Source organism: Fictibacillus phosphorivorans (assembly GCF_001619875.1).
GTDB classification, from domain to species: Bacteria; Bacillota; Bacilli; order Bacillales; family Fictibacillaceae; genus Fictibacillus; species Fictibacillus phosphorivorans_B.
Genome location: NZ_LRFC01000023.1, coordinates 59,866 through 84,794, shown reverse-complemented (window position 1 = coordinate 84,794; position 24,929 = coordinate 59,866). Strand labels below are relative to the sequence as shown.

The 24,929-nt window shown below is 40.0% G+C and carries 27 protein-coding genes and 1 riboswitch; of the genes, 1 reads left to right on the top strand and 26 read right to left on the bottom strand.

Going from position 1 to position 24,929, the window contains the following annotated elements:
- Window positions 1-79: 79 nt before the first annotated feature.
- The 9 genes from fabG to AWM68_RS09890 form a co-directional block, all read right to left on the bottom strand.
- Window positions 80-820, bottom strand: coding sequence for a 3-oxoacyl-[acyl-carrier-protein] reductase (gene fabG / locus AWM68_RS09930; RefSeq protein WP_066240698.1), 741 nt, complete (start codon window positions 818-820; stop codon window positions 80-82).
- On the bottom strand, window positions 807-1,763 hold the full coding sequence (gene fabD, locus AWM68_RS09925) for an ACP S-malonyltransferase (RefSeq protein ID WP_066240695.1): 957 nt from the start codon (window positions 1,761-1,763) through the stop codon (window positions 807-809). The genes fabG and fabD overlap by 14 nt, the downstream gene beginning before the upstream one ends.
- 3 nt (window positions 1,764-1,766) lie before the next feature.
- The gene (gene plsX, locus AWM68_RS09920) at window positions 1,767-2,765 is read right to left on the bottom strand and encodes a phosphate acyltransferase PlsX (RefSeq protein ID WP_066240692.1); all 999 of its coding nucleotides are present in this window, start codon (window positions 2,763-2,765) and stop codon (window positions 1,767-1,769) included.
- A gap of 6 nt (window positions 2,766-2,771) precedes the next feature.
- Window positions 2,772-3,344, bottom strand: a complete 573-nt coding sequence (gene fapR / locus AWM68_RS09915) for a transcription factor FapR (protein WP_066240691.1) — start codon at window positions 3,342-3,344, stop codon at window positions 2,772-2,774.
- 171 nt (window positions 3,345-3,515) lie between these two features.
- Window positions 3,516-5,552, bottom strand: a complete 2,037-nt coding sequence (gene recG / locus AWM68_RS09910; protein ID WP_066240687.1) for an ATP-dependent DNA helicase RecG — start codon at window positions 5,550-5,552, stop codon at window positions 3,516-3,518.
- A gap of 1 nt (window position 5,553) precedes the next feature.
- Window positions 5,554-6,441, bottom strand: a complete 888-nt coding sequence (sdaAA, locus tag AWM68_RS09905; protein WP_066240685.1) for an L-serine ammonia-lyase, iron-sulfur-dependent, subunit alpha — start codon at window positions 6,439-6,441, stop codon at window positions 5,554-5,556.
- 11 nt (window positions 6,442-6,452) lie between these two features.
- On the bottom strand, window positions 6,453-7,115 hold the full coding sequence (gene sdaAB / locus AWM68_RS09900; RefSeq protein WP_066240682.1) for an L-serine ammonia-lyase, iron-sulfur-dependent subunit beta: 663 nt from the start codon (window positions 7,113-7,115) through the stop codon (window positions 6,453-6,455).
- 95 nt (window positions 7,116-7,210) lie between these two features.
- Window positions 7,211-8,887 (bottom strand): DAK2 domain-containing protein, encoded by a 1,677-nt coding sequence (locus AWM68_RS09895; protein ID WP_066240678.1) that lies wholly within the window; start codon window positions 8,885-8,887, stop codon window positions 7,211-7,213.
- 15 nt (window positions 8,888-8,902) lie between these two features.
- Window positions 8,903-9,265 carry an Asp23/Gls24 family envelope stress response protein gene (locus AWM68_RS09890; protein ID WP_066240675.1) on the bottom strand — a complete coding sequence of 121 codons (363 nt, stop codon included), beginning with the start codon at window positions 9,263-9,265 and terminating at the stop codon, window positions 8,903-8,905.
- Between the two features lie 235 nt (window positions 9,266-9,500).
- On the opposite strand from AWM68_RS09890, the gene rpmB reads away from it, so the two are divergent.
- Entirely contained in the window at window positions 9,501-9,689 is a 189-nt protein-coding gene (rpmB, locus tag AWM68_RS09885) for a 50S ribosomal protein L28 (protein ID WP_066240673.1), read from the top strand.
- A 154-nt stretch (window positions 9,690-9,843) separates the two neighbouring features.
- On the opposite strand, the gene spoVM is transcribed toward rpmB, so the two are convergent.
- The 17 genes from spoVM to AWM68_RS21415 form a co-directional block, all read right to left on the bottom strand.
- Complete coding sequence (spoVM, locus tag AWM68_RS09880) at window positions 9,844-9,924, bottom strand: stage V sporulation protein SpoVM (protein ID WP_066240671.1); 81 nt, start codon at window positions 9,922-9,924, stop codon at window positions 9,844-9,846.
- Window positions 9,925-10,028: 104 nt separating this feature from the next.
- Window positions 10,029-10,673: a thiamine diphosphokinase gene (locus tag AWM68_RS09875; RefSeq protein ID WP_066240668.1), complete on the bottom strand. Its 645-nt coding sequence runs from the start codon at window positions 10,671-10,673 to the stop codon at window positions 10,029-10,031.
- Window positions 10,670-11,239 (bottom strand): energy-coupled thiamine transporter ThiT, encoded by a 570-nt coding sequence (thiT, locus tag AWM68_RS09870; protein ID WP_066240666.1) that lies wholly within the window; start codon window positions 11,237-11,239, stop codon window positions 10,670-10,672. Before thiT ends, AWM68_RS09875 begins: the two co-directional genes overlap by 4 nt.
- Window positions 11,240-11,395: 156 nt before the next feature.
- Window positions 11,396-11,502: riboswitch (TPP riboswitch) on the bottom strand.
- A gap of 20 nt (window positions 11,503-11,522) precedes the next feature.
- Window positions 11,523-12,170, bottom strand: coding sequence for a ribulose-phosphate 3-epimerase (gene rpe / locus AWM68_RS09865; RefSeq protein ID WP_066240660.1), 648 nt, complete (start codon window positions 12,168-12,170; stop codon window positions 11,523-11,525).
- Window positions 12,170-13,060 carry a ribosome small subunit-dependent GTPase A gene (gene rsgA, locus AWM68_RS09860; protein WP_066240656.1) on the bottom strand — a complete coding sequence of 297 codons (891 nt, stop codon included), beginning with the start codon at window positions 13,058-13,060 and terminating at the stop codon, window positions 12,170-12,172. Before rsgA ends, rpe begins: the two co-directional genes overlap by 1 nt.
- 2 nt (window positions 13,061-13,062) lie before the next feature.
- A complete protein-coding gene (gene pknB / locus AWM68_RS09855; protein ID WP_066240654.1) occupies window positions 13,063-15,057 on the bottom strand; it encodes a Stk1 family PASTA domain-containing Ser/Thr kinase in 1,995 nt (664 codons plus the stop codon).
- Window positions 15,054-15,812, bottom strand: a complete 759-nt coding sequence (locus tag AWM68_RS09850; protein ID WP_066240651.1) for a Stp1/IreP family PP2C-type Ser/Thr phosphatase — start codon at window positions 15,810-15,812, stop codon at window positions 15,054-15,056. The genes pknB and AWM68_RS09850 overlap by 4 nt, the downstream gene beginning before the upstream one ends.
- Before the next feature lie 7 nt (window positions 15,813-15,819).
- Window positions 15,820-16,905, bottom strand: coding sequence for a 23S rRNA (adenine(2503)-C(2))-methyltransferase RlmN (rlmN, locus tag AWM68_RS09845; RefSeq protein WP_066240647.1), 1,086 nt, complete (start codon window positions 16,903-16,905; stop codon window positions 15,820-15,822).
- Window positions 16,898-18,271 carry a 16S rRNA (cytosine(967)-C(5))-methyltransferase RsmB gene (gene rsmB / locus AWM68_RS09840; RefSeq protein WP_066240645.1) on the bottom strand — a complete coding sequence of 458 codons (1,374 nt, stop codon included), beginning with the start codon at window positions 18,269-18,271 and terminating at the stop codon, window positions 16,898-16,900. Before rsmB ends, rlmN begins: the two co-directional genes overlap by 8 nt.
- A gap of 2 nt (window positions 18,272-18,273) precedes the next feature.
- Window positions 18,274-19,203, bottom strand: coding sequence for a methionyl-tRNA formyltransferase (gene fmt, locus AWM68_RS09835; protein WP_066240643.1), 930 nt, complete (start codon window positions 19,201-19,203; stop codon window positions 18,274-18,276).
- A 4-nt stretch (window positions 19,204-19,207) separates the two neighbouring features.
- Window positions 19,208-19,681, bottom strand: a complete 474-nt coding sequence (gene def / locus AWM68_RS09830; RefSeq protein ID WP_066240641.1) for a peptide deformylase — start codon at window positions 19,679-19,681, stop codon at window positions 19,208-19,210.
- 18 nt (window positions 19,682-19,699) lie between these two features.
- Window positions 19,700-22,108: a primosomal protein N' gene (gene priA / locus AWM68_RS09825; RefSeq protein ID WP_066240638.1), complete on the bottom strand. Its 2,409-nt coding sequence runs from the start codon at window positions 22,106-22,108 to the stop codon at window positions 19,700-19,702.
- Window positions 22,105-23,316, bottom strand: coding sequence for a bifunctional phosphopantothenoylcysteine decarboxylase/phosphopantothenate--cysteine ligase CoaBC (gene coaBC, locus AWM68_RS09820; protein WP_066240635.1), 1,212 nt, complete (start codon window positions 23,314-23,316; stop codon window positions 22,105-22,107). The genes priA and coaBC overlap by 4 nt, the downstream gene beginning before the upstream one ends.
- Before the next feature lie 136 nt (window positions 23,317-23,452).
- Entirely contained in the window at window positions 23,453-23,659 is a 207-nt protein-coding gene (gene rpoZ, locus AWM68_RS09815) for a DNA-directed RNA polymerase subunit omega (RefSeq protein ID WP_066240633.1), read from the bottom strand.
- Entirely contained in the window at window positions 23,659-24,276 is a 618-nt protein-coding gene (gene gmk, locus AWM68_RS09810; RefSeq protein ID WP_066240630.1) for a guanylate kinase, read from the bottom strand. The genes rpoZ and gmk overlap by 1 nt, the downstream gene beginning before the upstream one ends.
- A 15-nt stretch (window positions 24,277-24,291) precedes the next feature.
- A complete protein-coding gene (remA, locus tag AWM68_RS09805) occupies window positions 24,292-24,549 on the bottom strand; it encodes an extracellular matrix/biofilm regulator RemA (protein ID WP_066240628.1) in 258 nt (85 codons plus the stop codon).
- A 186-nt stretch (window positions 24,550-24,735) separates the two neighbouring features.
- Window positions 24,736-24,906: a hypothetical protein gene (locus AWM68_RS21415; RefSeq protein WP_156488375.1), complete on the bottom strand. Its 171-nt coding sequence runs from the start codon at window positions 24,904-24,906 to the stop codon at window positions 24,736-24,738.
- Window positions 24,907-24,929: the final 23 nt, after the last annotated feature.

Here is a 24,929-nt window from a genome sequence, read left to right as displayed (position 1 = left end):
TCCTTTCATTAGTATATGCTTTTTCCCTTTAAAAAACTAGAGGGATTTAGAGTCTTTTAAAAGACATCTTCCTATGGATCTACATCACCATTCCGCCGTCAACATGAAGGGTCTGTCCAGTAATGTAAGAGCTAGCATCACTTGCTAAAAATGCAGCAGCTGCAGCAATATCATCAGGCTGTCCAAAACGTGCAAGCGGAATGTTCCTTAACATATCTTCCTTGATACCTTCTTCTAATTTTCCAGTCATATCTGTCTCAATGAAACCTGGAGCGATTGCATTGACTGTAATTCCTCTAGAAGAAAGTTCTTTAGCTGCTGTTTTTGTAAGACCGATTACACCTGCTTTTGCGGCAACATAATTCGCTTGTCCGGCGTTACCTGATACTCCAACGATTGACGCAATGTTGATGATGCGTCCTTGTCTTTGTTTCATCATCTGTCTTGTAACGGCTTTTGTTGTTAGGAATACACCTTTTAGGTTTGTATTAATAACAGCATCCCAATCTTCTTCTTTCATTCTCATTAATAGATTATCTCTCGTGATTCCTGCGTTGTTCACAAGTACGTCAAGACTTCCAAATTCACTGACAACTGTCTTCACCATGTTTGTTACATCATCAGAGGAGGAGATATCAGCTTTAATAGCAAAAGCTGTTCCGCCATTCGCTTTAATTTCTTCAACTACTTCGTTTGCCTTTGCTTCACTGCCAGAGTAGTTAACAGCAACTTTTGCTCCGCTTTTTGCAAAATAAAGGGCGATCGCGCGACCGATACCGCGAGAAGCACCTGTAACTAATACTGATTTATTTTCTAACATCAGCAGATTCTCCTTTCAATTTTTCTACAGCAGACTGAATCGTTTTCGAATCACCAACTGCAATCACATTTGCTCTTCTATTAACCTTCTTCACTAATCCAGACAATACTTTTCCAGGTCCTATTTCCACAAAAGTATCTACACCTAAATCCATTAGCTCTCGAATACTTTCTTCCCATCTCACAGGTGAATACAGCTGTTCGATCAGCTTATGTTTAATATCATCCTTAGATGTAATAGGTTTTGCAGTTACATTTGCGATTACAGGTGTTTTGGCATCTTTAATGTCAATCTCGTTTAGAATAGCTTGGTACTTTTCAGCTGCAGGCTTCATGAGTGATGAGTGAAAAGGTCCGCTTACTTGAAGAGGTATAACTTTTGCTCCTTCTTCTTTTGCCAGAGCACTCGCTTTTTCAACCCCGCCAACAGTTCCAGAGATAACAATCTGTCCCGGGCAATTCAAGTTGGCAACTTGTACGCTTTCTTCTCCCGCTGATACTTCAGCAGAAATGGCTTCTAAACGTTCTTGATCAAATCCAATGACGGCAGCCATCGTTCCTACTCCTGCAGGCACTGCTTCTTCCATGAACAGACCGCGGTTTCGTACGGCATATACAGCATCATCAAAAGACAGACTTCCTGCAGCAACCAGTGCCGAATACTCACCAAGACTGTGTCCGGCAACGTAATCAGGAGTAATCCCATGCTGTTTTAACAATTCTAGAACAGCAGTTGAAATCGTTAATAATGCGGGCTGTGTGTTTTCTGTTTTCTTTAAAACGTCTTCTGGCCCTTCGAATATAATCTTTGAAAGGTTCATAGCCAGTTTTTCGTCTGCTTGATCAAATATAGCCTTTGCTAAAGTTTCTTGATGAATCAACTCTTTTCCCATTCCTACAAATTGAGAACCTTGTCCAGGAAATAGAAAGGCAATTTTACCCATTCGTTATTCCTCCTTTTGATCAACGGATTGTATATGATTTTGAATCGTGCTTACAACGTTCTTCTCTACCATGTTCTTTGTTTGTCTAATCGCATTCAATACCGCATTGGCATTTGAAGAACCATGAGCTTTGATAACTGGCGCAGCTAGCCCAAATAGCCCTGCCCCGCCGTACTCTGTATAATCCAGCTTATCTTTAATTCCGCGCAATTTTGGTTTTAGGACGCCTGCTGCAAGCTTAGATGTCAGGCTTGATGTAAGCTGTTCTTTAATCATAGAAAACATGCTGATCGCTGTTCCTTCTATCGATTTAAGTACTAGATTTCCAGCAAAACCATCGCATACCACTACATCTGCTGCACCCATTAATAAATCTCTTGATTCTACATTTCCGACAAAGTTAATATCTGCTTCCTGCAGCAATGGGTATGCCGCTTTCGTTAATGCGTTTCCTTTTTCGCTCTCTGTTCCAACGTTTAAAAGACCTACTCTCGGCTTTTCAACACCTCTAACTTGCTGCCAATAAACCGAACCCATCAGCGCATATTGTAAAAGATGCTCTGGTTTTGCATCCATATTAGCCCCTACATCTAAGAACAAAAACCCTTTACCATCCAATGTAGGAAGCGTAGGAGATAACGCTGGTCTTTCAATACCTTTTATACGTCCAACGTAAAATAATCCGCTTGCCATTAAAGCCCCAGTATTACCAGCAGAGATATATGCATCCGCTTTACCTGTCTTCACTTCATTTGCTGCGAGGACCATGGAAGAATTCTTTTTGCGGCGAACGGCACGCACAGGTTCTTCAGATGTTTCAATCACTTCATCTGTATGAATAATGTTGAATGAATGATTCTCTGGCAAAAACTTTTTAATCTGATCTTGGTCTCCTACTAGTGTGATGGAGAGCTCCGGGTATTGTTCAACAGCAAGCAAGGCACCCTTAACAATCTCCTGAGGTGCGTTGTCACCACCCATTGCATCTATCGCGATATTCATGCTGAATTAACTTCCTTCCTTTGTATCTTGTGTTGATCTGTACATCGTAAATTCGCCGTTAAACACAAGCTCTTTTTCTACATAACTGTTTACTTCTACAACGGTTCTCTCGGAACCTGTTTCTCTTACTCTAGCCTTGGCTATAATTCTTTCTCCAACCCTAACCGTACGAGAAAATCGAATATTTGCCTTTGCGGTTAAAGCAAGTTCATCATTAATGATCGCAACAGCAAGTGAATTGGCTTGAGCGAATACATGATGTCCTCTTGCAATCTTATTGCGTGAGAATACATGCTCTTCTTTAATGTCCAATATTGAAATGGCTGATTCATCAAGTTGAAGGTCAATGATTTCTCCGATGACCTCTTCAATCGGCAAAGCTTTAACATCATCTAGTTTTGTTTCAGCAACAGACTTGATTCTTTCTCTAAGTTCAGGAATAGAAAGCTCGAGGCGGTCGAGCCTAATCGTCTGTACACTGACGCTGAATTTCTCTGCCAATTCTTCATCTGTAATAAAAGGCGTTATTTTTATTGTCTCTCTTAGCAGCTCTTGCCGCTCTTTTTTTGATTTTTTCATAAACTATTTCCTTCTTCCATACAAAGGTCTCATTTATGAGAAAGATAGTTGTGTCCAGATGCAGCGCGTAGAAAAGCAGGTAACGCATAACGCGTACCTGCATCATTATCTTTCTGCTATTAAGAGCTGGTACTAATAGTAGTATATAGTATCAGTTCTTTTCTTTCAAGATTAATCTAGTCTTTCTTTATCAAGTACACCTTGTCTTGTTAGTATCTCTCTAATTGGCTTATACGTATCATCGTTCCAGAATTTATTTGTATTTACTAGCCTTGCAGCATCATTCCGAGCCGTTTCAAGAATGCGGTAATCATGAACAAGATCTGCTACTTTAAAGTTAGGAACACCACTTTGTTTATTTCCAAAGAAATCTCCTGGTCCCCGAAGCTCTAAATCTTTCTCAGAGAGTTCAAACCCGTTTGTCGTCTCGGTCATAATCCTCATTCGCTCTTTTCCTTCTTCGGTTTTCGGATCAGCGATAAGAACACAATAAGATTGTTCGCTGCCCCGGCCTACGCGGCCTCTTAACTGATGAAGCTGTGATAATCCAAATCTCTCTGCGTCATAAATGACCATTATAGTAGCATTAGGGACATTGACTCCAACTTCAACAACGGTTGTTGAAACAAGAACTTGGCAAACATTCGCTGCAAATCTTCTCATCACTTCATCTTTCTCTGTTGGATGCAACCTGCCGTGCATCAAACCAACATCGTACGATTGGAAGTAGCTGGTTAATTGTGCATGAACATCTATTGCATTTTGAACATCCACTTTTTCAGATTCCTCTATTAATGGACAAATAACATATGCCTGCCTGCCGTTCTCGATTTCTTTTTTTATAAAATCAAGAACACGGTCTAACATTCCGTGTTTAGCCCAATGGGTGATGATCGGTTTTCTTCCCGCTGGCATAACATCAATCGTCGAAACATCCATATCACCAAAAGCTGATATCGCAAGTGTTCTCGGAATTGGAGTAGCGGTCATAAAGAGCACGTCTGGGCTTTCTCCTTTTTCCCGCAGCACCCTTCTTTGGTTAACTCCAAAACGATGTTGTTCGTCTGTAATAACAAGGCCCAAGTTCTTGAAGTTCACTTCGTCTTGTATAAGAGCATGTGTGCCAACCATGATCTGAATCTCACCTTCACTTAAAGCATTCAAGGTTTCTTTGCGAAGTTTTCCTTTTACGGAAGAGGTTAAAAGGGCGATTGTGATTCCAAAAGGAGCAAAAAGTTCCTTTAACGATTGAAAATGCTGTTCAGCGAGAATTTCTGTTGGCACCATCAATGCCCCTTGTTTGTTAGCTGTTACTGCTGCATAAAGAGCAATGGCAGCAACAACTGTTTTTCCAGAACCTACATCTCCTTGTAGAAGCCTGTTCATGCGGCTCGTGTCTGATAAGTCTCTTAAAATTTCTTCTACTACTCTTTGCTGTGCCTCTGTTAACTGAAAAGGCAAAGAACGAGTGAATGCATCAACTTCTTCTCTGTTAAACTTTAGAGAGGCTCCTTCTGACTGCTGCCTGTTCCATTTTCTAAAGATTTGCATTTTTAATTGAAAAAATAATAGCTCTTCATAAGCAAGTCTTCTTCTTCCAGCTTTTAAAGCTTGAAAATTTTCAGGAAAGTGCATCATTCTTAGAGCAGATTCTTTATCAGGCAGACGGTATGCATCTCGCAGCTCTTGTGGGATCGGATCCTCTATCATTCCTGAAAATTGACGAAACGCTTGGTCTATGATTTTACGCATCGTCTTTCCATAAAGCGAGCCTTTCACTGAATAAACAGGCTCAATTTTCCTGTCATCTGAAAATGCGCCAAAATGCACATCACTAACAGTTAGCGTCATTTTGTTGCGATCCCACTTTCCGGTTACTGTTAAAGTCTGACCTAATGATATTTGATTCTTTAAGAACGGTCTGTTAAAAATAGTAGCCGTAATTAAATACTTACCGATCAGCATTCGAAAAGACAGTCTTGATTTTTTCTTCGGAAAATAACGCAGAGAAGGTTCTGAATGAACCTTCCCTTCGATCGTTGCTTTTTCATCGTGCGCAATCTCTGCTAAATCTTTCTTTTGATAATCTTCATAGCGATAAGGTAAATATTCTAAAAGGTCTTCCACAGAATGAATACCCATGCTCGCTAATTCTTCTGCTTTCTTTTCCCCTATTCCCGTAACGGTTGTAATGGATTGAGTCAGCATCTTACTTCTCGTTTAGCGGTATGCCAAAGATTTTTGCCTCGAGCTCTCTTCCTGTCGGCGTAGCAGCCAAACCACCTTGTGCAGTTTCTCTAAGAGCTGATGGCATCGTTAGACCAATTTTATACATGGCATCGATAACTTCGTCACATGGAATTCGGCTAACGATACCAGCAAGTGCCATATCAGCAGCAACGATCGCGTTGCTTGCACCCATTGCATTTCTCTTAACGCAAGGTACTTCTACAAGACCTGCTACGGGATCACACACAAGTCCTAGCATGTTTTTTAAAGCGATAGCCATTGCTTCAGCAGATTGAGAGGGTGTACCTCCGGCTAGTTCAACAATTGCAGCGGCTGCCATGCCTGTAGCAGATCCTACCTCTGCTTGGCATCCCCCTGCAGCTCCAGAAATGGAAGCATTGTTTGCAACAACAAAACCAAATGCACCAGCTGCGAATAAATATTCGATCATTTGTTCACGCGTCGGGTTCAGTTTTTCTTTCAGTGCAAATAAAGTACCAGGAACAACACCTGCAGATCCAGCTGTCGGTGTTGCACAGATCGTACCCATAGCTGCATTCACTTCGTTTGTTGCCATCGCTTTACTCACGGCATCTAGCATGAGCTCACCGGAAAGAGATTTACCGGATTTAATATACGTTTGAAGAAGTTTACCGTCTCCACCAGTTAAACCAGAATGAGATCTCACATCTTCTGTAATACCGCGCAATACCGCTTCTTCCATAACTTTTAAATTCCGATCCATAAATCCAAGAACTTCTTCTCTTGAACGGCCCGTTACATCCATTTCTTGCTGGATCATGATCTCAGAAATTTTACATTTTTTTGATACCGCTAATTCTATTAATTCAGCTACATTACGAAACATTTTCCCACCTCTTAATCGTGTATCTTTACTACTTGTTGAACGATTGGGAGAGAGCTTAATTCGTTAATGATGATCTCATCTGCATTCTGATCAATCTCAATAACCATCAATGCTTCTTTCCCTTTTTCTTTTCGTGATACTTCCATATGGCCTATATTGATTTCATGTTTTGCTAAAATATTTGCAACTCCTGCAATTGCTCCGTATTTATCATTATGCACAATTAAAAGAGCAGGATGATTTCCAGACAATCTTAAAGCAAAACCGTTTAATTCGGTAATCTCTATTTTTCCGCCACCGATTGAAATACCAACGACTTCAATCTTATCGTTCTCATCACCAATGATGACCCGAGCTGTATTCGGATGGTCTGTCACTGCATCTTCCGCAGACATCGTTATTTGGATTCCTTCTTGTTTCGCGATTGTAAGCGCATCCACAATCCTAGTGTCAAAAGTGTCATAATCTAGAATTCCACCTACGATCGCTACATCTGTCCCATGACCTCTATAGGTTTTTGCAAAAGAACCATAAAAAGAAATCGTTGCATATTTTGGCTTTCTTCCAAACAGGCTTCTTGCTACTCTTCCAATCCTTGCAGCGCCCGCTGTATGCGAGCTAGACGGTCCAATCATAATGGGACCAATAATATCAAACACACTTTTATACTTCATGACAATCTCCTTCAAATGCGTTTTTTCCCAATAAAATAAGCATTCTCTCTTAACTTTATCACACTTTAAGTTTAAGAGAGAATACTTTTCATTTTTTACTCTACTGACAAAATGAATGAATAGATTGGCTGTTTTCCGTTATGAATCTCAACTTCAGCATCAGGGAACTTCTCTTCAATAAATTCAGCAAGTTCCTGTGCTTCTTCCTCAGAACTATCTTCTCCATAAATAATGGTTACGATCTCAGAATCTTCATCCAACATCTTTGTTAAAAGCTCTTTCGTCACTTCTTGTTTGTCAGTCTTTGAAGTGATAATTTTACCTTCAGAGATTCCCATGAAATCTCCTTTTGCGATTTCAACACCGTCAATTGAAGTATCACGAACAGCATACGTGACTTGTCCAGACTTCACTGAGGAGATGGCTTCATTCATCTTCTTTTCATTCTCCTTCATATCAGCAGAAGGGTTGAAAGCCAGGATAGAAGCAATCCCTTGCGGTACGGTCTTGGTACGAATGATTACCACTTCTTGCTCAACTACACTTGCAGCCTGTTCAGAAGCCATGATAATGTTCGAGTTGTTCGGTAATATAAATACCTTTTCTGCATGAACCTCAGAGATGGCTTTTACAATATCCTCCGTACTCGGATTCATGGTTTGACCACCTTGAATAACTGATGCTCCCATCGAAGAAAACATTTCTTCAATGCCTTCACCCATCGCAACCGTTACAATGCCATATTCCTTCTTCTTTTCAGTAACAGGTTGTGAATAGGAAGGAACCACTTCATTTTCACTTTCTAGGATAGCTGAATGCTGTTCACGCATATTTTCAATCTTAATGTTGATCAAACTGCCATAACGGTGTGCTAGTGTCAGCATATTACCTGGCTGTTCAGTATGAATGTGAACCTTAACTACGTCATCATCAGCAACCACTAAAAGAGAATCACCATGCTGACTTAACTCATTACGGAAATTAGTTTCATCAAACGGATTCTTCTTAATTTTTTTGTCTTCGAATCTTACCATGAATTCAGTGCAGTATCCGAAATGAATATCTTCCGTTTTCATATGCATCTGAGCTTTATGATGTTCAGCGTTGACAAGCTCCCCCATGGAAGGTGCGTTAACAGAGACTTTAGGGAGTTCTTTACCTTCAAGCACTGCTAGGAAACCTTCGTAAACCGTAACTAATCCTTGACCACCAGAATCAACAACACCAACTTCTTTTAGCACTGGCAGAAGATCTGGTGTTCTGTTTAAGGAAGCTTTAGATTCTTTTACAAGTTCTTTCATGATATATAAAATATCATCTGACTTTTTTGCTTCTTTTACTGCTTTTTTAGCTGCATCTTTTGCTACAGTTAAAATTGTACCCTCTACTGGTTTCATAACTGCTTTATAAGCTGTTTCTACACCTTTATCAAATGCATTAGCGAATTCAGCGGCTGAGATGGAGTCTTTTCCTTCAATGGATTTAGAGAAACCTCTAAATAACTGTGAAAGGATAACTCCAGAGTTTCCTCGTGCTCCCATTAATAACCCTTTTGCAAAAGCACTTGCTACAGCTCCGATACTATTGGAAGTATTTTTTTCTACTTCTTTAGCACCAGAAGTAATCGTTAAGTTCATGTTTGTTCCTGTATCACCGTCCGGAACAGGAAATACATTCAGTGCATCGACCATTGCTGCATTTCTAGATAGGTTTGAAGCACCCTCGAGCACCATTTTTGAAAACTTTTTTCCGTCTAATACTTTTAAAGACACAAAACTTCCTCCTAACTAAGGGGTTGTCACCCTGACACCCTGAACATAGATATTCACCGAGTCAACCGCTAAACCAAGCATTTGATCCAGGGTATATTTCACTTTGTTCTGAACGTTATGAGCCACTTCAGAAATCTTTGTTCCATAACTAACGATGATATACATGTCGATATGTACTTCATCTTCCTCTTGGCGAACAACGATCCCTCGGGAGAAATTTTCACGTCCTAAAAGTTCAGTTATTCCATCCTTTAGTTGCTTTCTTGATGCCATGCCAACAATTCCATAACAATCGATTGCGGCTCCACCAGCGATAGTGGCAATCACTTCATTCGAAATATCAATTTGACCATAGGTTGTTTTCATTTCAATGGACATGCTTACATCCCCCTTTAAATTGTTAAATGGCTAACAAATATTTTACTATAGATTAGCCTTTTTTGAAAGGACTACTACATTTCACACTATGTAATTTGTATTGTCAAGGAAATTTACTTGAAAACCTTTCACGAATATGTTGCATTGCTTCTCTAGACATGCTAATATTATTTAGTATTTAACATACGATTGAATTGATGCAAAGCTTTTTTGCTGTAAAGGAGGTTCACCTACTATGGCTCGTAAATGTTTTATTACTGGAAAAGGACCTAAAACTGGTAACAAGCGTTCTCACGCAATGAACAAATCAAAGAAAAGCTGGGGAGCTAACGTTCAAAAGGTTCGTATTCTTGTGGACGGTAAGCCTAAGCGCGTATACGTTTCTGCTCGTGCCCTTAAATCTGGCAAAGTTGAACGCGTGTAAATAAAAACAGCAGCTGCCGCTGCTGTTTTTTTTATTTTTAAGAAAGCAACTTGAAGGTGACAGTATTTCTGCTGAAGTGGACAGTAACCACATCCGCAGCAGATCTGGACACGAACACAAACAAAAAAAGCGCACTGGGCGCTTTTTTTGTTTGTTATCCTTTTTTAAAAGAACCTAAGATGGCACGTACGAATCCCCCTAAGAATCTAGGAAGTTTAATGGTATAAAATTTCATCTTACCCCTCCTCCAGGCCCATAAAAAATGATAAGAGCTAACCAATAAATACTTTATTCCCCTTTTTATAAAAAGGTGCTTTGGGGCCTGTATTCCGTGATTTTTTAATCACGGCTCTTTACCATCAATATTATGCCGGAGTCGAAAGAATAAGTACCACTTTTATTTACAAGCTCATTAGAGATGCATAATGACGATCCAGCAGTTAAAACAGCATGTTTTAAAGGATATTTAAATCCTTCCAATGTTATTCCTCTAACCTCGTCAGTCTGTGAAAGAAAGGAAATATAATCGTATTTTTCATCTTGTTCAATTTTGTAGCTGCCTGGCATGTAAAGTGAGATCTCATTTTTTAGATCAATTAGTTTTACAGAAGCAGAACAATAACGGCTTTTATATAAAAGCTGTATGTTCATCAACTCATGATCTAGCCTTCCTCCAGATGCTCCAAATAACAAAATTTCTTCGGGATTCTGAGTCAATGCCCATTCTAAAGCGATTTCCATATCTGTTGCATCTTTTTCTGAACAGTATTCGTTTATTTTTATTTGTAATTGACCCATTTTTCTTTTTTCAATAGCTGTAACTGAATCAAAATCACCAAAAGCGTAATTTGGAGTGATTTGTTTCTCTATTAAATACAATGTGCCCCTGTCAACACCGACCCACACACAATCGGGTGAACTGTGATAGGTATTCAGGTCAGGTATCAGATACTCAGGACCACCTGCAACGATCCTTATTTTCATGCCGCTGTAGTATAACCGCTTCGTGCAGCATGCAATAATTTTGGTGCTGTGTTGGTTAATAAAATAACTACAAGTGATGTAATGACAAAAATAACGATCATGAACGATCCATTATACATGAAAGAATACAGCCAGATGTTCATTTCCTCCGCCAGGTCGCTAAAGAATATGACTCCTGATAATACGTGTGAGATCGTTCTTAATAAACAGCCAACAAAAATACCTGTAACCATCAAAATCGTTCTTTTCGATTTGTTTTGTGCCAAAGATGGCGCAAAAGCACCAGCAACACCTGCTAAAGCAAACGCTAACGGATAGTCTAAAATCATTTGTGCCGGGTGGATAACGTAAGGGTTAACAAGAAGCTGAAGAAGACCTACCGCTAATCCTGTAAATATCCCCGCTTTTAAGCCTCTTCTAAAGGCCATTAAGAAAATCGGAACCATCTCAAGCGATACAGATCCTCCCTGCGGCCATGGTCCGGCGAATTTAATCATCCCTAAAATTAATGATAAAGCTGACATAATTGCTATTTCTGTTAATAACGAAATATTGTTATTCTTCATTTTTTCTCCTCCTTTATTTTTTCGTGCTTTGTCATGCAAGATGGTTGAAGCTCAAAATGTATGCCTAACCTAAGCTTTTTAGCAAAAGACAAATAAAAAAAGCAACCGGCATGTGAGCGCGGTTGCTTTAAGATTCATCAAGGATTGAATTCAAAAAGTCATTCGACTCCACATCCCTACGCAGGTATGATCCAGCTTCAGGTTCAAAGGGTCGGGAGAACACTCCCCTCTCAGCCCTTTAAAGGACTCCCCCTGTGGTTGCTTATTTTATTATACGGTACAATTATACACCACGTATGGACTCAATTGCATCCTTTAAATCTTTTTTTCCGTAAATGGCAGAACCCGCTACCAATACATTAGCCCCTGCTTCTATACAGCGTTGTGCGGTTTCCGGATTAACTCCGCCGTCCACTTCGATTTCAACATCCAAGCCTTGTGTCTTCACAATATCGGATACTTCTTTAATTTTCGGAACTACACTTTCAATAAACGCTTGTCCGCCAAATCCTGGATTTACGGTCATCAGCAAAACAAGGTCAACGTCTTGGATGATATGTTTAATAAGATCAACTGGTGTAGCAGGATTTATAACCACACCCGCTTTTACACCTTGTTTTTTTATAAATTGAATCGTTCGATGCAAGTGCGGTGTCGCTTCAACATGAACAGATATAATGTCTGCCCCAGCTTGTGCAAATGCTTCGATATACTGGTCTGGATTTTCAATCATTAAATGTACATCTAAAGGCAGTTTAGTCACAGGGCGTATCGCTTGAACGACAAGCGGTCCGATCGTTATATTCGGTACGAAATGGCCGTCCATAACGTCTACATGAATGTAATCTGCACCTGCTTCTTCTACAGCTTTAATATCTTCGCCTAACTTGGAAAAGTCGGCAGAAAGAATGGAAGGAGCTATTTTAATCATTAGTACCTCCGTTTTTGATCTTTAATTTCTTGTAAAAAGCTCACGTAATGGTCGTAGCGGAACTGTGGAACAACTCCATCCTCTACGCCCTTTTTTACAGCACATTTTGGTTCAGACGTATGTGAACATCCTCTGAATTTGCAATCTCCTCGAAGCTCGTTCATCTCTGGAAAATACATGGATAGATCATCCGCTTCAATGTTCATAAAATCAAGCGAACTAAAACCAGGTGTATCCGCTACTAATCCATTACCAAAAAGAATTAATTCTACATGCCGTGTCGTATGTTTCCCTCTGCCTAAATGGGAAGAGATCTCATTCGTTTCAAGCATCAGCTCTGGATTTATAGCATTTAATAAAGATGATTTACCAACACCTGACTGTCCAGCAAAGACAGTTACTTTGTCTTTAAACAATGGATAGAACATTTCCAAGCTATCATCTGTTTTTGTTGACGTTGGAATTACCTTGTATCCTAATTGTTTGTAGATCTCAATGTATCTCTGAATCTCATCCATTTCTTCTTGTTGCTGAACAAGGTCCATTTTTGAAATACAAATTACAGGCAGAATATCATTAGCTTCAATATGGACGAGGAATCGGTCTAATAATAGCGTGCTGAAATCTGGCTCTGTTGCTGAAAAAACGAGAATGGCTTGGTCTACGTTAGCAATTGGTGGACGGACTAGTTCATTTTTTCGTTCTTTCACATCAAGAATATAACCATCTGTTATGTTGGTCGACTCATACTCTACCCAGTCACCGACCAGTGGATTCACTTTCTTTTTGCGAAAGTTTCCTCTTCCTCTGCATTGGAAAACTTCTGACTTCTCATTTTCCTTAACGTAATAAAAACCAGCGAGAGCTTTAACAATTCTTCCTTCAGGCATGCTTAATCACCATCGTCCCCTTCCTTAATATCATCATATTTTATCGTTTCCTTCTTTTGTTCTTTGTCATTGATATATACAACATAAGATGCCGAACCGCCTTCAGCAATCGTTAGAGGCAGATCATAATTTGTCGTTTCCGTAATTTCTTCGTCTTTGAAAACTTCATTTGACGCATTTTTATCCGAATATACTATTCTGACACGTACAGGTTCATTTTTTTCTTTTTTTCCAAGCTTAACTTCAATTTGTTTTGTTGTAGTACGTTCTCCTGGAGGCTGTTCATCTTCAGCAGGAGGTTCTTCAGACTCTTCAGGTTCTTCTGGACCATCTGATAAAACGACAGAGATGGTTGCACCTTTTTCCACTTGAGTGAACGGAGAAGGATTTTGAGAAATGACTTTCCCTTTTTCTACCGTATCAGAAAACTCCGTTGAAAACTCTACTGTTAATCCTGCATTTTCAGCAAAAGTTTTAACATCTTGTTCTGTTGCTCCAATCAAGTTCTGAACTTGAACAGTAGGCGTTCCAGAACTAACCGTTAACGTAACCGTTGTTTCTGAAGGAGTTACCTTTTCGTCTCTGTCGGGACTTTGGGTGAGAACAGTTCCTTCAAGTTCTGTATCTGACTCTTCGTAATTAATATTGATCTTTGTAAAACCATTTTCTTTTAAAAGTTCTTTAGCCTCATCAATATTGTAACCTTCTACATCAGGCATATTTTCCTTCTCAGGGCCTTTTGATACATATAAAGTAATGATTGCTTGTTGCTTTACTTTTGTACCCGGTGAAGGATCTTGTCTAACTACATGTCCTTCTTCAATTTCAGCATCAAAAACTTCCTGCCGTTTCACTTCAAGTCCCTCTGCCCTTAGCTTATCAAAAGCGTCGACATATTCCTCTCCAACAACATCCGGAACGCTGACTTCTTCAACGTGAAAAATAGAAGGAAGGATCGTAAAGGCAGCAATACCAGCTCCTCCTAACAACAGAAGGGAAAGTAATACAATCAGCCACCATTTTCTTTTTTTCTTCGGTTTTTCTTGCTTTTCCACTTCTTCTGCTGCACTGCTTTTTTCCTTTATTTCAACCGGTTCTAGTTGGGAAACGATTGGCGGGATATATTTTGTTCTTTCATCTTCTTCACTTTCTTCATTCCACTTTTGTTCGTATATCCTATCAGGATCTAATGCTGTATTCATATCTCTTAATAATTCATCAGCACTGTTATATCTTCTTAAAGGATTTTTAGCGAGTGACTTTAAGATGATATTTTCGACGCTTTGTGGGATTTCAGGATTTAACCTTCTTGGTTCAATTACATTTTCTTGAAGATGCTTTAGCGCAACAGAAACTGGTGAATCTCCTACAAAAGGCACCCTACCTGTTACCATTTCGTAGAGTACAGCACCAAAGGAATAAATATCTGATTTAGCGTTTGCAATACCCCCTCTAGCTTGTTCAGGAGAAAAGTAATGAACGGACCCTAGAATGGAGTTTGTATGTGTAATCGTTGCAGAAGTAATAGCTAAAGCAATTCCAAAATCAGTTAGCTTTGCTGTGCCATTATCTGTTATTAAAATATTATGCGGCTTAATATCTCGGTGTATGATGCCGTGATCATGCGCGACAGCCATCCCTGAAACGATCTGCTTCATAATGTGCAGAGATTCTTCTACAGATATCTTTCCATGCTCTTTTATGTATTGTTTAAGTGTTTTTCCCTGCACGTATTCCATAACAATAAAGTAGATTTCTTCATCTTCTCCGACATCATAGATACTTACAATGTTCGGATGATCAAGACTTGTAGCCGATTCGGCTTCTCTTTTAAAGCGTCTTATAAAATCTTCGTCCTTATTAAACTCTGAACGAAGAACTTTTACTGCTACATCTCTGTCTAGAAGTAAATCTTTTGCTCGATAGACGATGGCCATTCCGCCGTCACCAATGACTTCTAAAAGTTTGTAGCGGCCACTGACTCTTTTTCCAATCATGTTATTGCTTCCCCTTTTGTTTCTGTGTCAGAACTATTCTGTATAAGGATAGCAGTAATGTTATCTTCTCCACCGGCCTCTTTTGCCCACGTAATTAATTTTTCTACCTTATCATTTACATTCTCATCCGTTTCGTCTAAAACTTCCTGAATTCGCTTAAATGACACTTTATCAGATAGCCCGTCTGAACAAAGCAGCAGATAATCCCCTTTGTTCCATACGATATGATTCACTTCTGCTTCTACGGTCTCATCAGTTCCCACAGCTTTCATGATCATGTTTCTTCGCGGGTGAACCTCGGCTTCATCTTCTGTGATCTGACCAGACTTAACCAATTCTTGTACGAGTGAGTGATCATCTGTTACTCTTTTAAGCTCACCATTTGAATATAAATAACAGCGGCTGTCTCCGATATGAGCAACCGTAATCTCACTTTTTGTTCCAAGCGCAGCAACAATGGTAGTTCCCATGCCTCTTGTTTCAGGATTTTGCTGAGAATAATCAAAGATATGCTTATTTGCATCTCTTAGCACGTTCAGGAGCCAGCCCTTTAGGCTATCTATGTTTCCCTCAAAGCTTTCCCATGCTCCCTTTAAAACATTAAGGGCTTCTTGACTCGCTATGTCCCCCGCTTTATGTCCGCCCATACCATCAGCGATAACTGCAAGAAAGTGTTCACCCTTTGTGAACACTTCCCCGCTGTCTTCATTATGCTTCCTTACCATTCCAACGTCTGTTTGAAAGGCAATTTGCATTTCCCCGTCACCTCGTCTCTTCTTTACGTTCCTTCGCACGCAGCTGACCACATGCTGCGTCAATGTCATGTCCTTGTTCTCTTCTGATGGTGGCATTAATGCCTCTTGAGGTTAACGTTTCTAAGAACTTAAATATTTGTGTTTTTGGAGTTCTTACATAATCTCTTTCAGGTACATAGTTTACTGGAATTAAGTTTACGTGACACTTGATATCTTTAATTAGGTCAGCCAGCTCATTAGCGTGATCAACCGAATCGTTTACTTTTCCAAATAAACCATACTCAAACGTAACTCGGCGGCCCGTTTTCTTAATATAGTAACGGATCGAATCCATCAATTCATTTAATGGATACATTCTGTTTACTGGCATCAAACGGCTTCTTGTTTCAGTGTTTGGTGCATGAAGTGAAATCGCAAAGTTAATCTGCATGCCTTCATCAGCAAACTTGTAGATGTATGGTACAACACCACTTGTTGAGATCGTGATGTGGCGTGCCCCAATGTTCAATCCTTGATCATGATTGATGATTTTCAAGAACGACATAAGTCCTTCGTAGTTGTCGAAAGGTTCTCCAATTCCCATTACAACGACAGAACTTACTCTTTCATCTGTTTCATCCAAAGCTCGTTGAACTTGAAGAACTTGCGCAACAATTTCACCCGCTTGAAGATTTCGTTTTAATCCGCCTAATGTTGATGCACAAAATGTACATCCTAATCGACAGCCTACTTGTGTTGTAACACAAATGCTATTCCCGTATTCATGTCTCATGAGCACCGTCTCAATCGAATAGCCGTCTTGCAGTTCAAACAAGAATTTGATCGTTCCGTCAGATGATTCTTGACGGACCACTTCTTTAAGAGGCTTTATATAATAGTCTCTTTCAAGTTTTTCACGCAAACCTAAAGGAAGATTTGTCATTTCCTCAAAAGAAGACACACGTTTTTTATAAAGCCATTCAAAGATTTGCTTTCCTCTGAACTTCGGCTCTCTAATATCAGTAAGCCATGCTTCAAGCTCATGAAGCTCTAATGAGAAGATAGAAGGCTTAATATTTGGCTTTGTTTGTTTCTCTGTTAATGGTTTAAGCATGTTTCTCACCACCTGTTGTCTTTTTTCTGTATGCTGCGATATAGAAACCATCACTATTAAAATAATGAGGCATGATCTGAAGATCTGATCTTCCATCCATTATATAGGATTTCACGGTATCTGGCATTTTATCTGCAAAATGAGGATCCCACTCGAATTCTGGGTGGTTTGTTAAAAACCAGTCTGCAACCCTGTCGTTTTCTTCCCTATCAACCGTACAGGTACTGTAGACCAATAACCCGCCTTTTTTGACCATGTCTGATGCTGAATCTAAAATATCTCTTTGGATCGTTGTCAGTCTCATTACATCTTCTTCTGTTTTTGACCACTTTAGATCTGGCTTTTTGCGGATAACACCAAAACCGCTGCAAGGTGCATCTACAAGTACTCTATCGAACGTTTCAGACGAGAACTTTTCGGAAACTTTACGAGCATCCAACACGGAAGACTCTATATTTTCAAGTCCGAGACGACCGGCTTGTTTTTTGATCAAGTCGATCTTATGTGCATGAAGATCGAGTGATACGACCTTTCCTTGTCCTTGCATCATTTCGGCCATATGTGTTGATTTTCCACCAGGTGCTGCACACGTATCTAGAATGCTTTCACCAGGTACTGGAGCAACTGCTCGAGCAACAAGCATGGAGCTTTCATCTTGAATGGTTACCAGACCGTTTTTGTACACTTCTGTTCCTGGAAGATAACCTTCCTTGATTATAATACCCTCAGGAGACAATTCTCCTTCCTCAGCCAGAATTCCTTCTTCTTCAAGAAGCTGAAGAACGTCTTCCCTACTTGTTTTATTCACGTTCACTCTTGCTGTAACTGAAGAAGCAAGCAAGTTCGATTCTGCCATATTTTTTGCATTTTGCTGACCGAACTGTTCGCTCCAGCGATCGTATAGCCATTGGGGCATGCTGTATTCTAGCGCTTCTTTTTCAGAGCCTTCACCCGCTTTTTTATCCATTGCTGAAGTACCTTCTCGCTGCAATTTACGCAGAATACCGTTTACAAGACCAGCCAACCCTTGATTGCCCCGATGTTTCGTAATTTCTACAGCTTCATGAATGATTGCGTGATCTGGAACACGATCTAGATAGAGCATCTGAAAAATAGAAAGCCTTAATAATGTTAATACCCAGCGATCCTTTTTCTTAATAGGTTTGTTCAGTAATTGATCTAAATAATAATCAATCGTATTTTTACGCTGAATCGTTCCATAAACGATATTTGTTAACAGGCCTTTATCCACATTTTTTATGGATGTGTTTTGCAGTGTTTGATTTAGCTGCAAATTGCTGTAAGCCTGATTTTGTTCAATTTTAAGTAAAACGTCCAGGGCGATCGCCCGAATGTTGTTTTCCAACTCTACTCACCTAATTTCAAGCCTTTTGCAATGCTTGCTCCTTTAAGATAATCACTTGCTAGCATTCTCTTTTTTCCTGAGGGCTGCAAGTCTGTAATAATAATACTCGTCTTATTTCCTGTCGCTACCTGAAGGCCGTTTTCTTGAACTCCGATTACGGTTCCAGGCTCTGAATCTGAAGACGTTTCTTGCTTTTCACCCCACCATACCTTTAATGGCATTCCGTTTAAGAACGTATAGGCAACAGGCCAAGGATGAAGTCCGCGAATATGGTTGTAAATCTGTTCACCTGTTAAAGTCCAATCAATTTTTTCCTGCTCACGAGTAATATTCCAAGCAAATGATACTTCCTCATCAGCTTGCTTAATCGGTGTAAGCTTTCCTTCTACAAGGTGAGGAATAGTTTCCGACAATAATCTAGCTCCAGCAGCGCTTAATTTATCATGCATGGAACCAACATGATCGTTTTCTTCGATCGGAACTTCAACTTGGGTAAGTATATCACCTGCGTCTAATTTTTCAACCATATACATGATGGTGATCCCTGTTTTGTCGTTTCCATCGATGATACTCTTATGAATCGGAGCACCGCCACGATATTTTGGTAGAAGTGATGCGTGGACATTGATACAACCATGCTCTGGTGTTTCTAAGATGGCTTTTGGCAGGATCTGTCCATAGGCAGCAGTTACGATTAAATCAGGATTAAGAGCTATTATTTCTTCATAGTCTTCACGCAGTTTAATAGGTTGATACACAGGAATTCCATGTTTAATTGCTTCTTCTTTAACAGGTGTTTGTTTAATCTCTTTTTTTCTCCCTACTGGCTTGTCTGGCTGAGTTACCACTCCAACCACATCATAGCCATCTACAACAAGCTGACGAAGGACGGGTACGGAAAAGTCTGGGGTTCCCATAAATAAAACCTTCATATCTTTATCCCTCCAATTCCTCATTCTCGTAATAGGCGATTACTTTAGAGGTAAATAATATGCCATGAAGATGATCGATTTCATGCAGAATCGCACGAGCAAGAAAATCATTTGCTTTCATAGTAAATTCTTTTCCATCTTCATCTTGCGCCGTGACCGTAACCTCAAAAGGACGTTCAACATCACCAAAAAGACCCGGGAAGCTTAAGCAGCCTTCAGGACCTGTTTGGCTCCCTGATGTTTTCTTAACAACAGGATTGATCAGAACGATCTGTCCTTTTTCATCCCCAACATCTACAACAGCTATTCTCTCTGCGATGCCAATTTGAGGTGCTGCAAGTCCAACACCTTCAGCATCATACATCGTATCAAACATATCTTGAACTAACTTCTTCAATTTCTTATCAAATGTTGTAACTGATTTACATTCCGTTTCTAGAACCGGGTCTGGATGTTCAACGATTTTACGAATTGTCATTATTATCTCCTTAACTAACTACATAAGTGTTTGGGCGTTCAAATCCCCCGTTATTTGCAGCTCTTTCATATCTTTATCTTTTTGAAAATGAGCCATAATTTCTTCAAACCAGTTTCTAAGCTTTGGCTCATTTTTGTATTTTATCATGACCTGATAGCGATATCTATCCTTCACACGTGCGATAGGCGATGTTACGGGACCTAATAGCAAACTCTCAGGTGATAGCCTCTTTGATAGAAAACTCGCCGCTTTTTCACTAGCTTCAACAACTTGCATCAGATCCAAATGGCTGAACGTCAATAAACCTAAATAATAGAATGGAGGATACTGGTGCAGCTTCCTTGTTTGCATCTCGTGTTGATAAAAGGTGTGATAATCATGCTTTGATGCAAGCTGAATGCTGTAATGCTGTATATCATACCCCTGAACAATTACTTTGCCTTCTAGTTCATGTCTGCCTGCACGACCACTAACTTGTGTAAGAAGCTGAAACGTTTTTTCAGAAGCTCTGAAATCAGGCAGATGCAGCATCGTATCAGCAGCAAGTACACCTACGAGCGTTACCTTAGGAAAATCGAGGCCTTTCGCGATCATCTGCGTCCCTAGAAGAATATCAGCTTCACCATTTTCAAAAGCTGTTAACAGCTTTTCATGACTTCCTTTTTTTGAGGTCGTATCTACGTCCATCCGTATGACACGCGCTTCAGGAAGTACTTTGGCGAGCTCTTCTTCAACTTTTTGGGTTCCTGTTCCGAAAAATCGGATGTGCTCTGAAGTACAAGATGGACAAACGGATGGTACACTCTCTTTATAGCCGCAATAGTGGCATTTTAATTCACCGAATCTTTTATGATAGGTTAATGAGATGTCACAGTGGGGACATTGTGCCACATACCCGCAATCTCTGCAGAGTATAAAAGAAGCATATCCTCTGCGATTAAGAAATAAAACGGATTGTTCACGTTTTTCTAGTCCTTCTTTTAGCTTGTCCATTAATGGAAGTGAAAACATCGAACGGTTTCCATTCTTCAGCTCTTCTCTCATATCAACGATTGTCACTTCAGGCATCGGATTGGAATGCACACGATTGGCCAGTTCGGCTAACTGATAACGTCCTTTTTGTGCTCTAGCATACGTCTCTAATGATGGTGTAGCGCTGCCGAGTACAATCGGACAGGAGTGATACTTTCCTCTCCAGATGGCTACGTCTCTTGCATGATAGCGTGGATGATCTTCTTGTTTATAGCTTGTTTCATGTTCTTCATCTATGATAACGATGCCTAAATTTTGAAAAGGTGCAAATATGGCGGAACGTGCTCCCACAACGACAGAAACTTCTTTCCGCAAAATTTTGCGCCATTCATCGTATTTTTCACCGATTGATAATCCGCTGTGCAGCACAGCAACCGCACTTCCGAATCTGCCTTTAAACCGGTTAACCATCTGTGGTGTAAGTGAGATTTCAGGAACAAGCACAATCGCTTCTTTCCCTTTATCAAGTACGGATTGAATCGACTGCAAATAAACCTCAGTTTTCCCGCTTCCCGTAACACCGTGCAAAAGCACCGTTTCGTGATTATGATTTTCAATTGATTCAAGAATCGGTTTTATGGCATTTTCTTGATTTTCTGTAAGAGGAAGTGGCGCTGTTCGTTTCATCGTTCGGCCTTGGAAGGGATCTCTATAAACCTCTTTTTCTTCTATTGTCAGAATTCCTTTTTTAAACAGAGATTGAGCAGTTGGAAGGGAAGCTCCTGTTTCTGCTAAAATCTCTTGCAAAAGATACTCTCCAGGTGGTCTGTGAAGCAGTTCATTAAGTAGCGCTTTTTGCTTTTCGGCTTTCTTTTGGTTTTGTCCCAAGATCTCAGCAGCTAAAGATTGATCTGCCAATGAAACGAATTTTACTTTCTTTTTATTTGCTTTATTTTTAACCTTATACACTACATCAAGTACTCCCTCTTTTGAGAGAGACTGCAGAGTCTGTAATAAATGTGGATTTTCTTTTGTTACATCATTTACATTGATTTCACTTGATGCTAAAAAAAGTGGTGCAATCGTGTCTGGCAGCTTTTCAGGCTGCAGCACTTGAAAGCTTTTCTCATAGGTTGCTTTCATCGCTGCAGGCAGCATCGCTTGATAAGCCGTAATATAAAAACTTAGCGTATTCTCTGCTAGCCATCTGCCAAGCTCTATAAGTTCAGAAGTTAATACTGGAAGCGGATCGAGAATTTCAGAAATGTTTTTCATTCCTTTTACAGGTGATGACGATTTCACCTCCAGAATGAACCCTTGAAGTTTTCTTGGTCCAAACGGAACGATAACCCTCATCCCGGGTTCTGCCCATGTCTCCCATTCAGAAGGGACCTTGTAGTCGAAGGTTTTATTCACACTGCCTGATGGAACGTCTACCACAACAGCGGCTATCATCGATTCATCAATTCCATCACTTCTTCAAAAATTTCTCTTGCTGCTTTTTCTTTAGAAAGAATCGGCAGAGTTTTCACCGATCCATCCTTTTTAATCATCATAATTTCATTCGTATCACTGCCAAAACCTGATCCTTCTTTTGATACATCATTTCCGACAACCATATCCAGGTTCTTTCTGATGAGCTTGTCTTTGGCATAGTCTTCAAGATTTTCAGTTTCTGCAGCAAAGCCTATTAATACTTGATGTTCCTTTCTCTCACCTAACGCTTGTAGGATATCATCAGTTTTCTTCAATTCGATCGTCCATGTGTCGTTCTTCTTCTTAAATTTATTGTGATGAACAATAGTCGGCGTATAATCAGCGACTGCTGCACATTTAATCACAACATCCTGTTCGCTGAAACGGGAAAGTGTAGCGTCATACATCTCTTTAGCTGAAGTCACTTTTGCAACTGCTATACCACTAGGAATGGAAATAGAAGTAGGTCCCGTTACTAGTGTTACATCAGCACCTAATTCTTTAGCGGCAGCAGCAATTGCGTAGCCCATTTTACCAGAAGAATGATTCGTGAAATAACGAACGGGATCAAGTTCTTCTCTTGTAGGTCCTGCCGTAACAAGAACTTTCTTTCCTTTTAGAGGTGCTGTTTGCTCCGTTTTCTTTTCATTAAAATAAGTATGAACCGATTCAATTAACTCTTCAGGCTCTGCAAGTCTCCCTTTCCCGATCCAACCGCAAGCAAGAAGTCCTTCGTTCGGTTCAATAAAACGCCAGCCAAATGTGGAGAGTGTCTCCATGTTTTTCTTTACTGCCGGATGATTAAACATGTTCACATTCATAGCAGGCGCGACCAAAACATCTGCTTTTGTTGCAAGCAGAGTGGTTGTAAGCATATCATCTGCAATGCCGTTCGCGAGTTTTCCAATCACGTTCGCTGTCGCAGGAGCAATCAATACAAGATCAGCCCAATCTGCAAGATCAATATGGCTTACAACAGCAGGTTCTTTCTCTTCAAACGTATCTGTAAAAACTTCTTGCCGTGTCAGCGTTTGAAAGGTAAGTGGTGTAATGAATTTTTGAGCAGCATGAGTCAAGATTACTTTTACATCATATCCGCTTTGATATAATCTGCTTGCTACAGTAGCTGCCTTATATGCAGCAATTCCGCCTGATACGGCAAGCAATATTTTTTTCTTTTCCATAATAAACCCCTTCCGCCGCGCATTTCTTATACATTCCCTATCTATTTTACAGCATTATTACGTATGAAATAAATGAAACAGTTTATAAACAAAAAAATAACAACCTTTTGTCAAGGTTGTATATTTTTTCGATGTTCAATTAATCTTCAGGTGTTTCTCCAACTTTTGTTAAGACACCAGACTGAATTTCCTCAAGTGCTTTCCCAACAAACTTGTGTGAAACCGGTTTTGCGATCTGTTGGTTGTCATACTGCTGAATTTCTCTAGCACGCTTGGAACTAAGAGTTACTAGAGAATATTTGGAATCTATTTTTTCCATAAGAGAGTCGATGGATGGATATAGCATTATTGGTCATCTCCTAAAATTTTTTCGTATTTTGGACGAACTCTGTCCACACGGCAATGTTCGGTCGTAATGATTGCTTTGATTCGATTACAAGCTGAATCAATCTCATCATTTACAACAGAATAGTCATAGTGTCTCATAAGTTCAATTTCTTCTTTGGCAACAGACATACGATTGTTGATCAAATCTTCTGTTTCTGTGCCGCGACCAACAATACGACTTCTTAATTCATCCAGACTTGGAGGTGTTAAAAAGATAAATACTCCTTCTGGGAAAATGTTTTTAACTTGAAGCGCACCTTGCACTTCAATTTCTAGGATTACATCTTTGCCTTCATCAAGCGTTTGGTTCACATATTCAATCGGTGTACCATAATAGTTGCCAACATATTCTGCCCACTCGAGCAGTTCTTTATTTTCGATCATGTTTAGGAACTCTTCTTTTGTTTTAAAGAAGTATTCTACCCCATGCCGTTCGCCTTCACGCGGCTTTCTAGTCGTGGCTGAAACGGAGTATTGAATGTCCAGCTTTTGTTCTCGAAGCGCTTTACATACAGTTCCTTTTCCAACACCAGACGGACCGGAAAGTACAAACAGAATGCCTCTTTCTTTTTCCATAAAAACCTCCACAACCTAACTTTCTTCTGAGCCCTCATCAACTGACATCAGTCTGTGAGCTACAGTTTCTGGCTGTACAGCTGACAAGATGACATGATCACTGTCAGTCACTACAACCGCTCTCGTTCTGCGGCCATATGTAGCATCAATCAGCATGTTCTTTTCTCGCGCAACCGTGATTAATCGTTTGATCGGTGCAGATTCAGGACTGACTACCGCAATAATCCGGTGAGCAGCAACAATATTTCCGTACCCAATATTAATTAATTTCATCTCTAAACGCCCCTAACCTGCTACTATTCTAGCCAAATGGAATAACGGGTCATACGCTAGTAGTACGATATTGTGAAAAACTGTACACATGTTCTTATATTTTAGCACATAAATCCTGAAATCTAAACAAATTTCCCTTTTTTTAAGGAAATTACGTAAAGAGCTAGAAAATTTGAAAGCTGAGCCTTATTCCTTGAAGAACGCCATGCTGATCTGTTTATGCTTGGGAATCGCTCGTAAAAGTCTGGAATCGCTCGTAAAAGTCTGGAATCGCTCGTAAAAGTCTGGAATCGCTCGTCCAGCATGCTTTTCAGCCGCTGCACGAGCACCGTTTTTATCAAGTTTAGCATAATACAAACGAAACTGGCTCCCCTCCACGA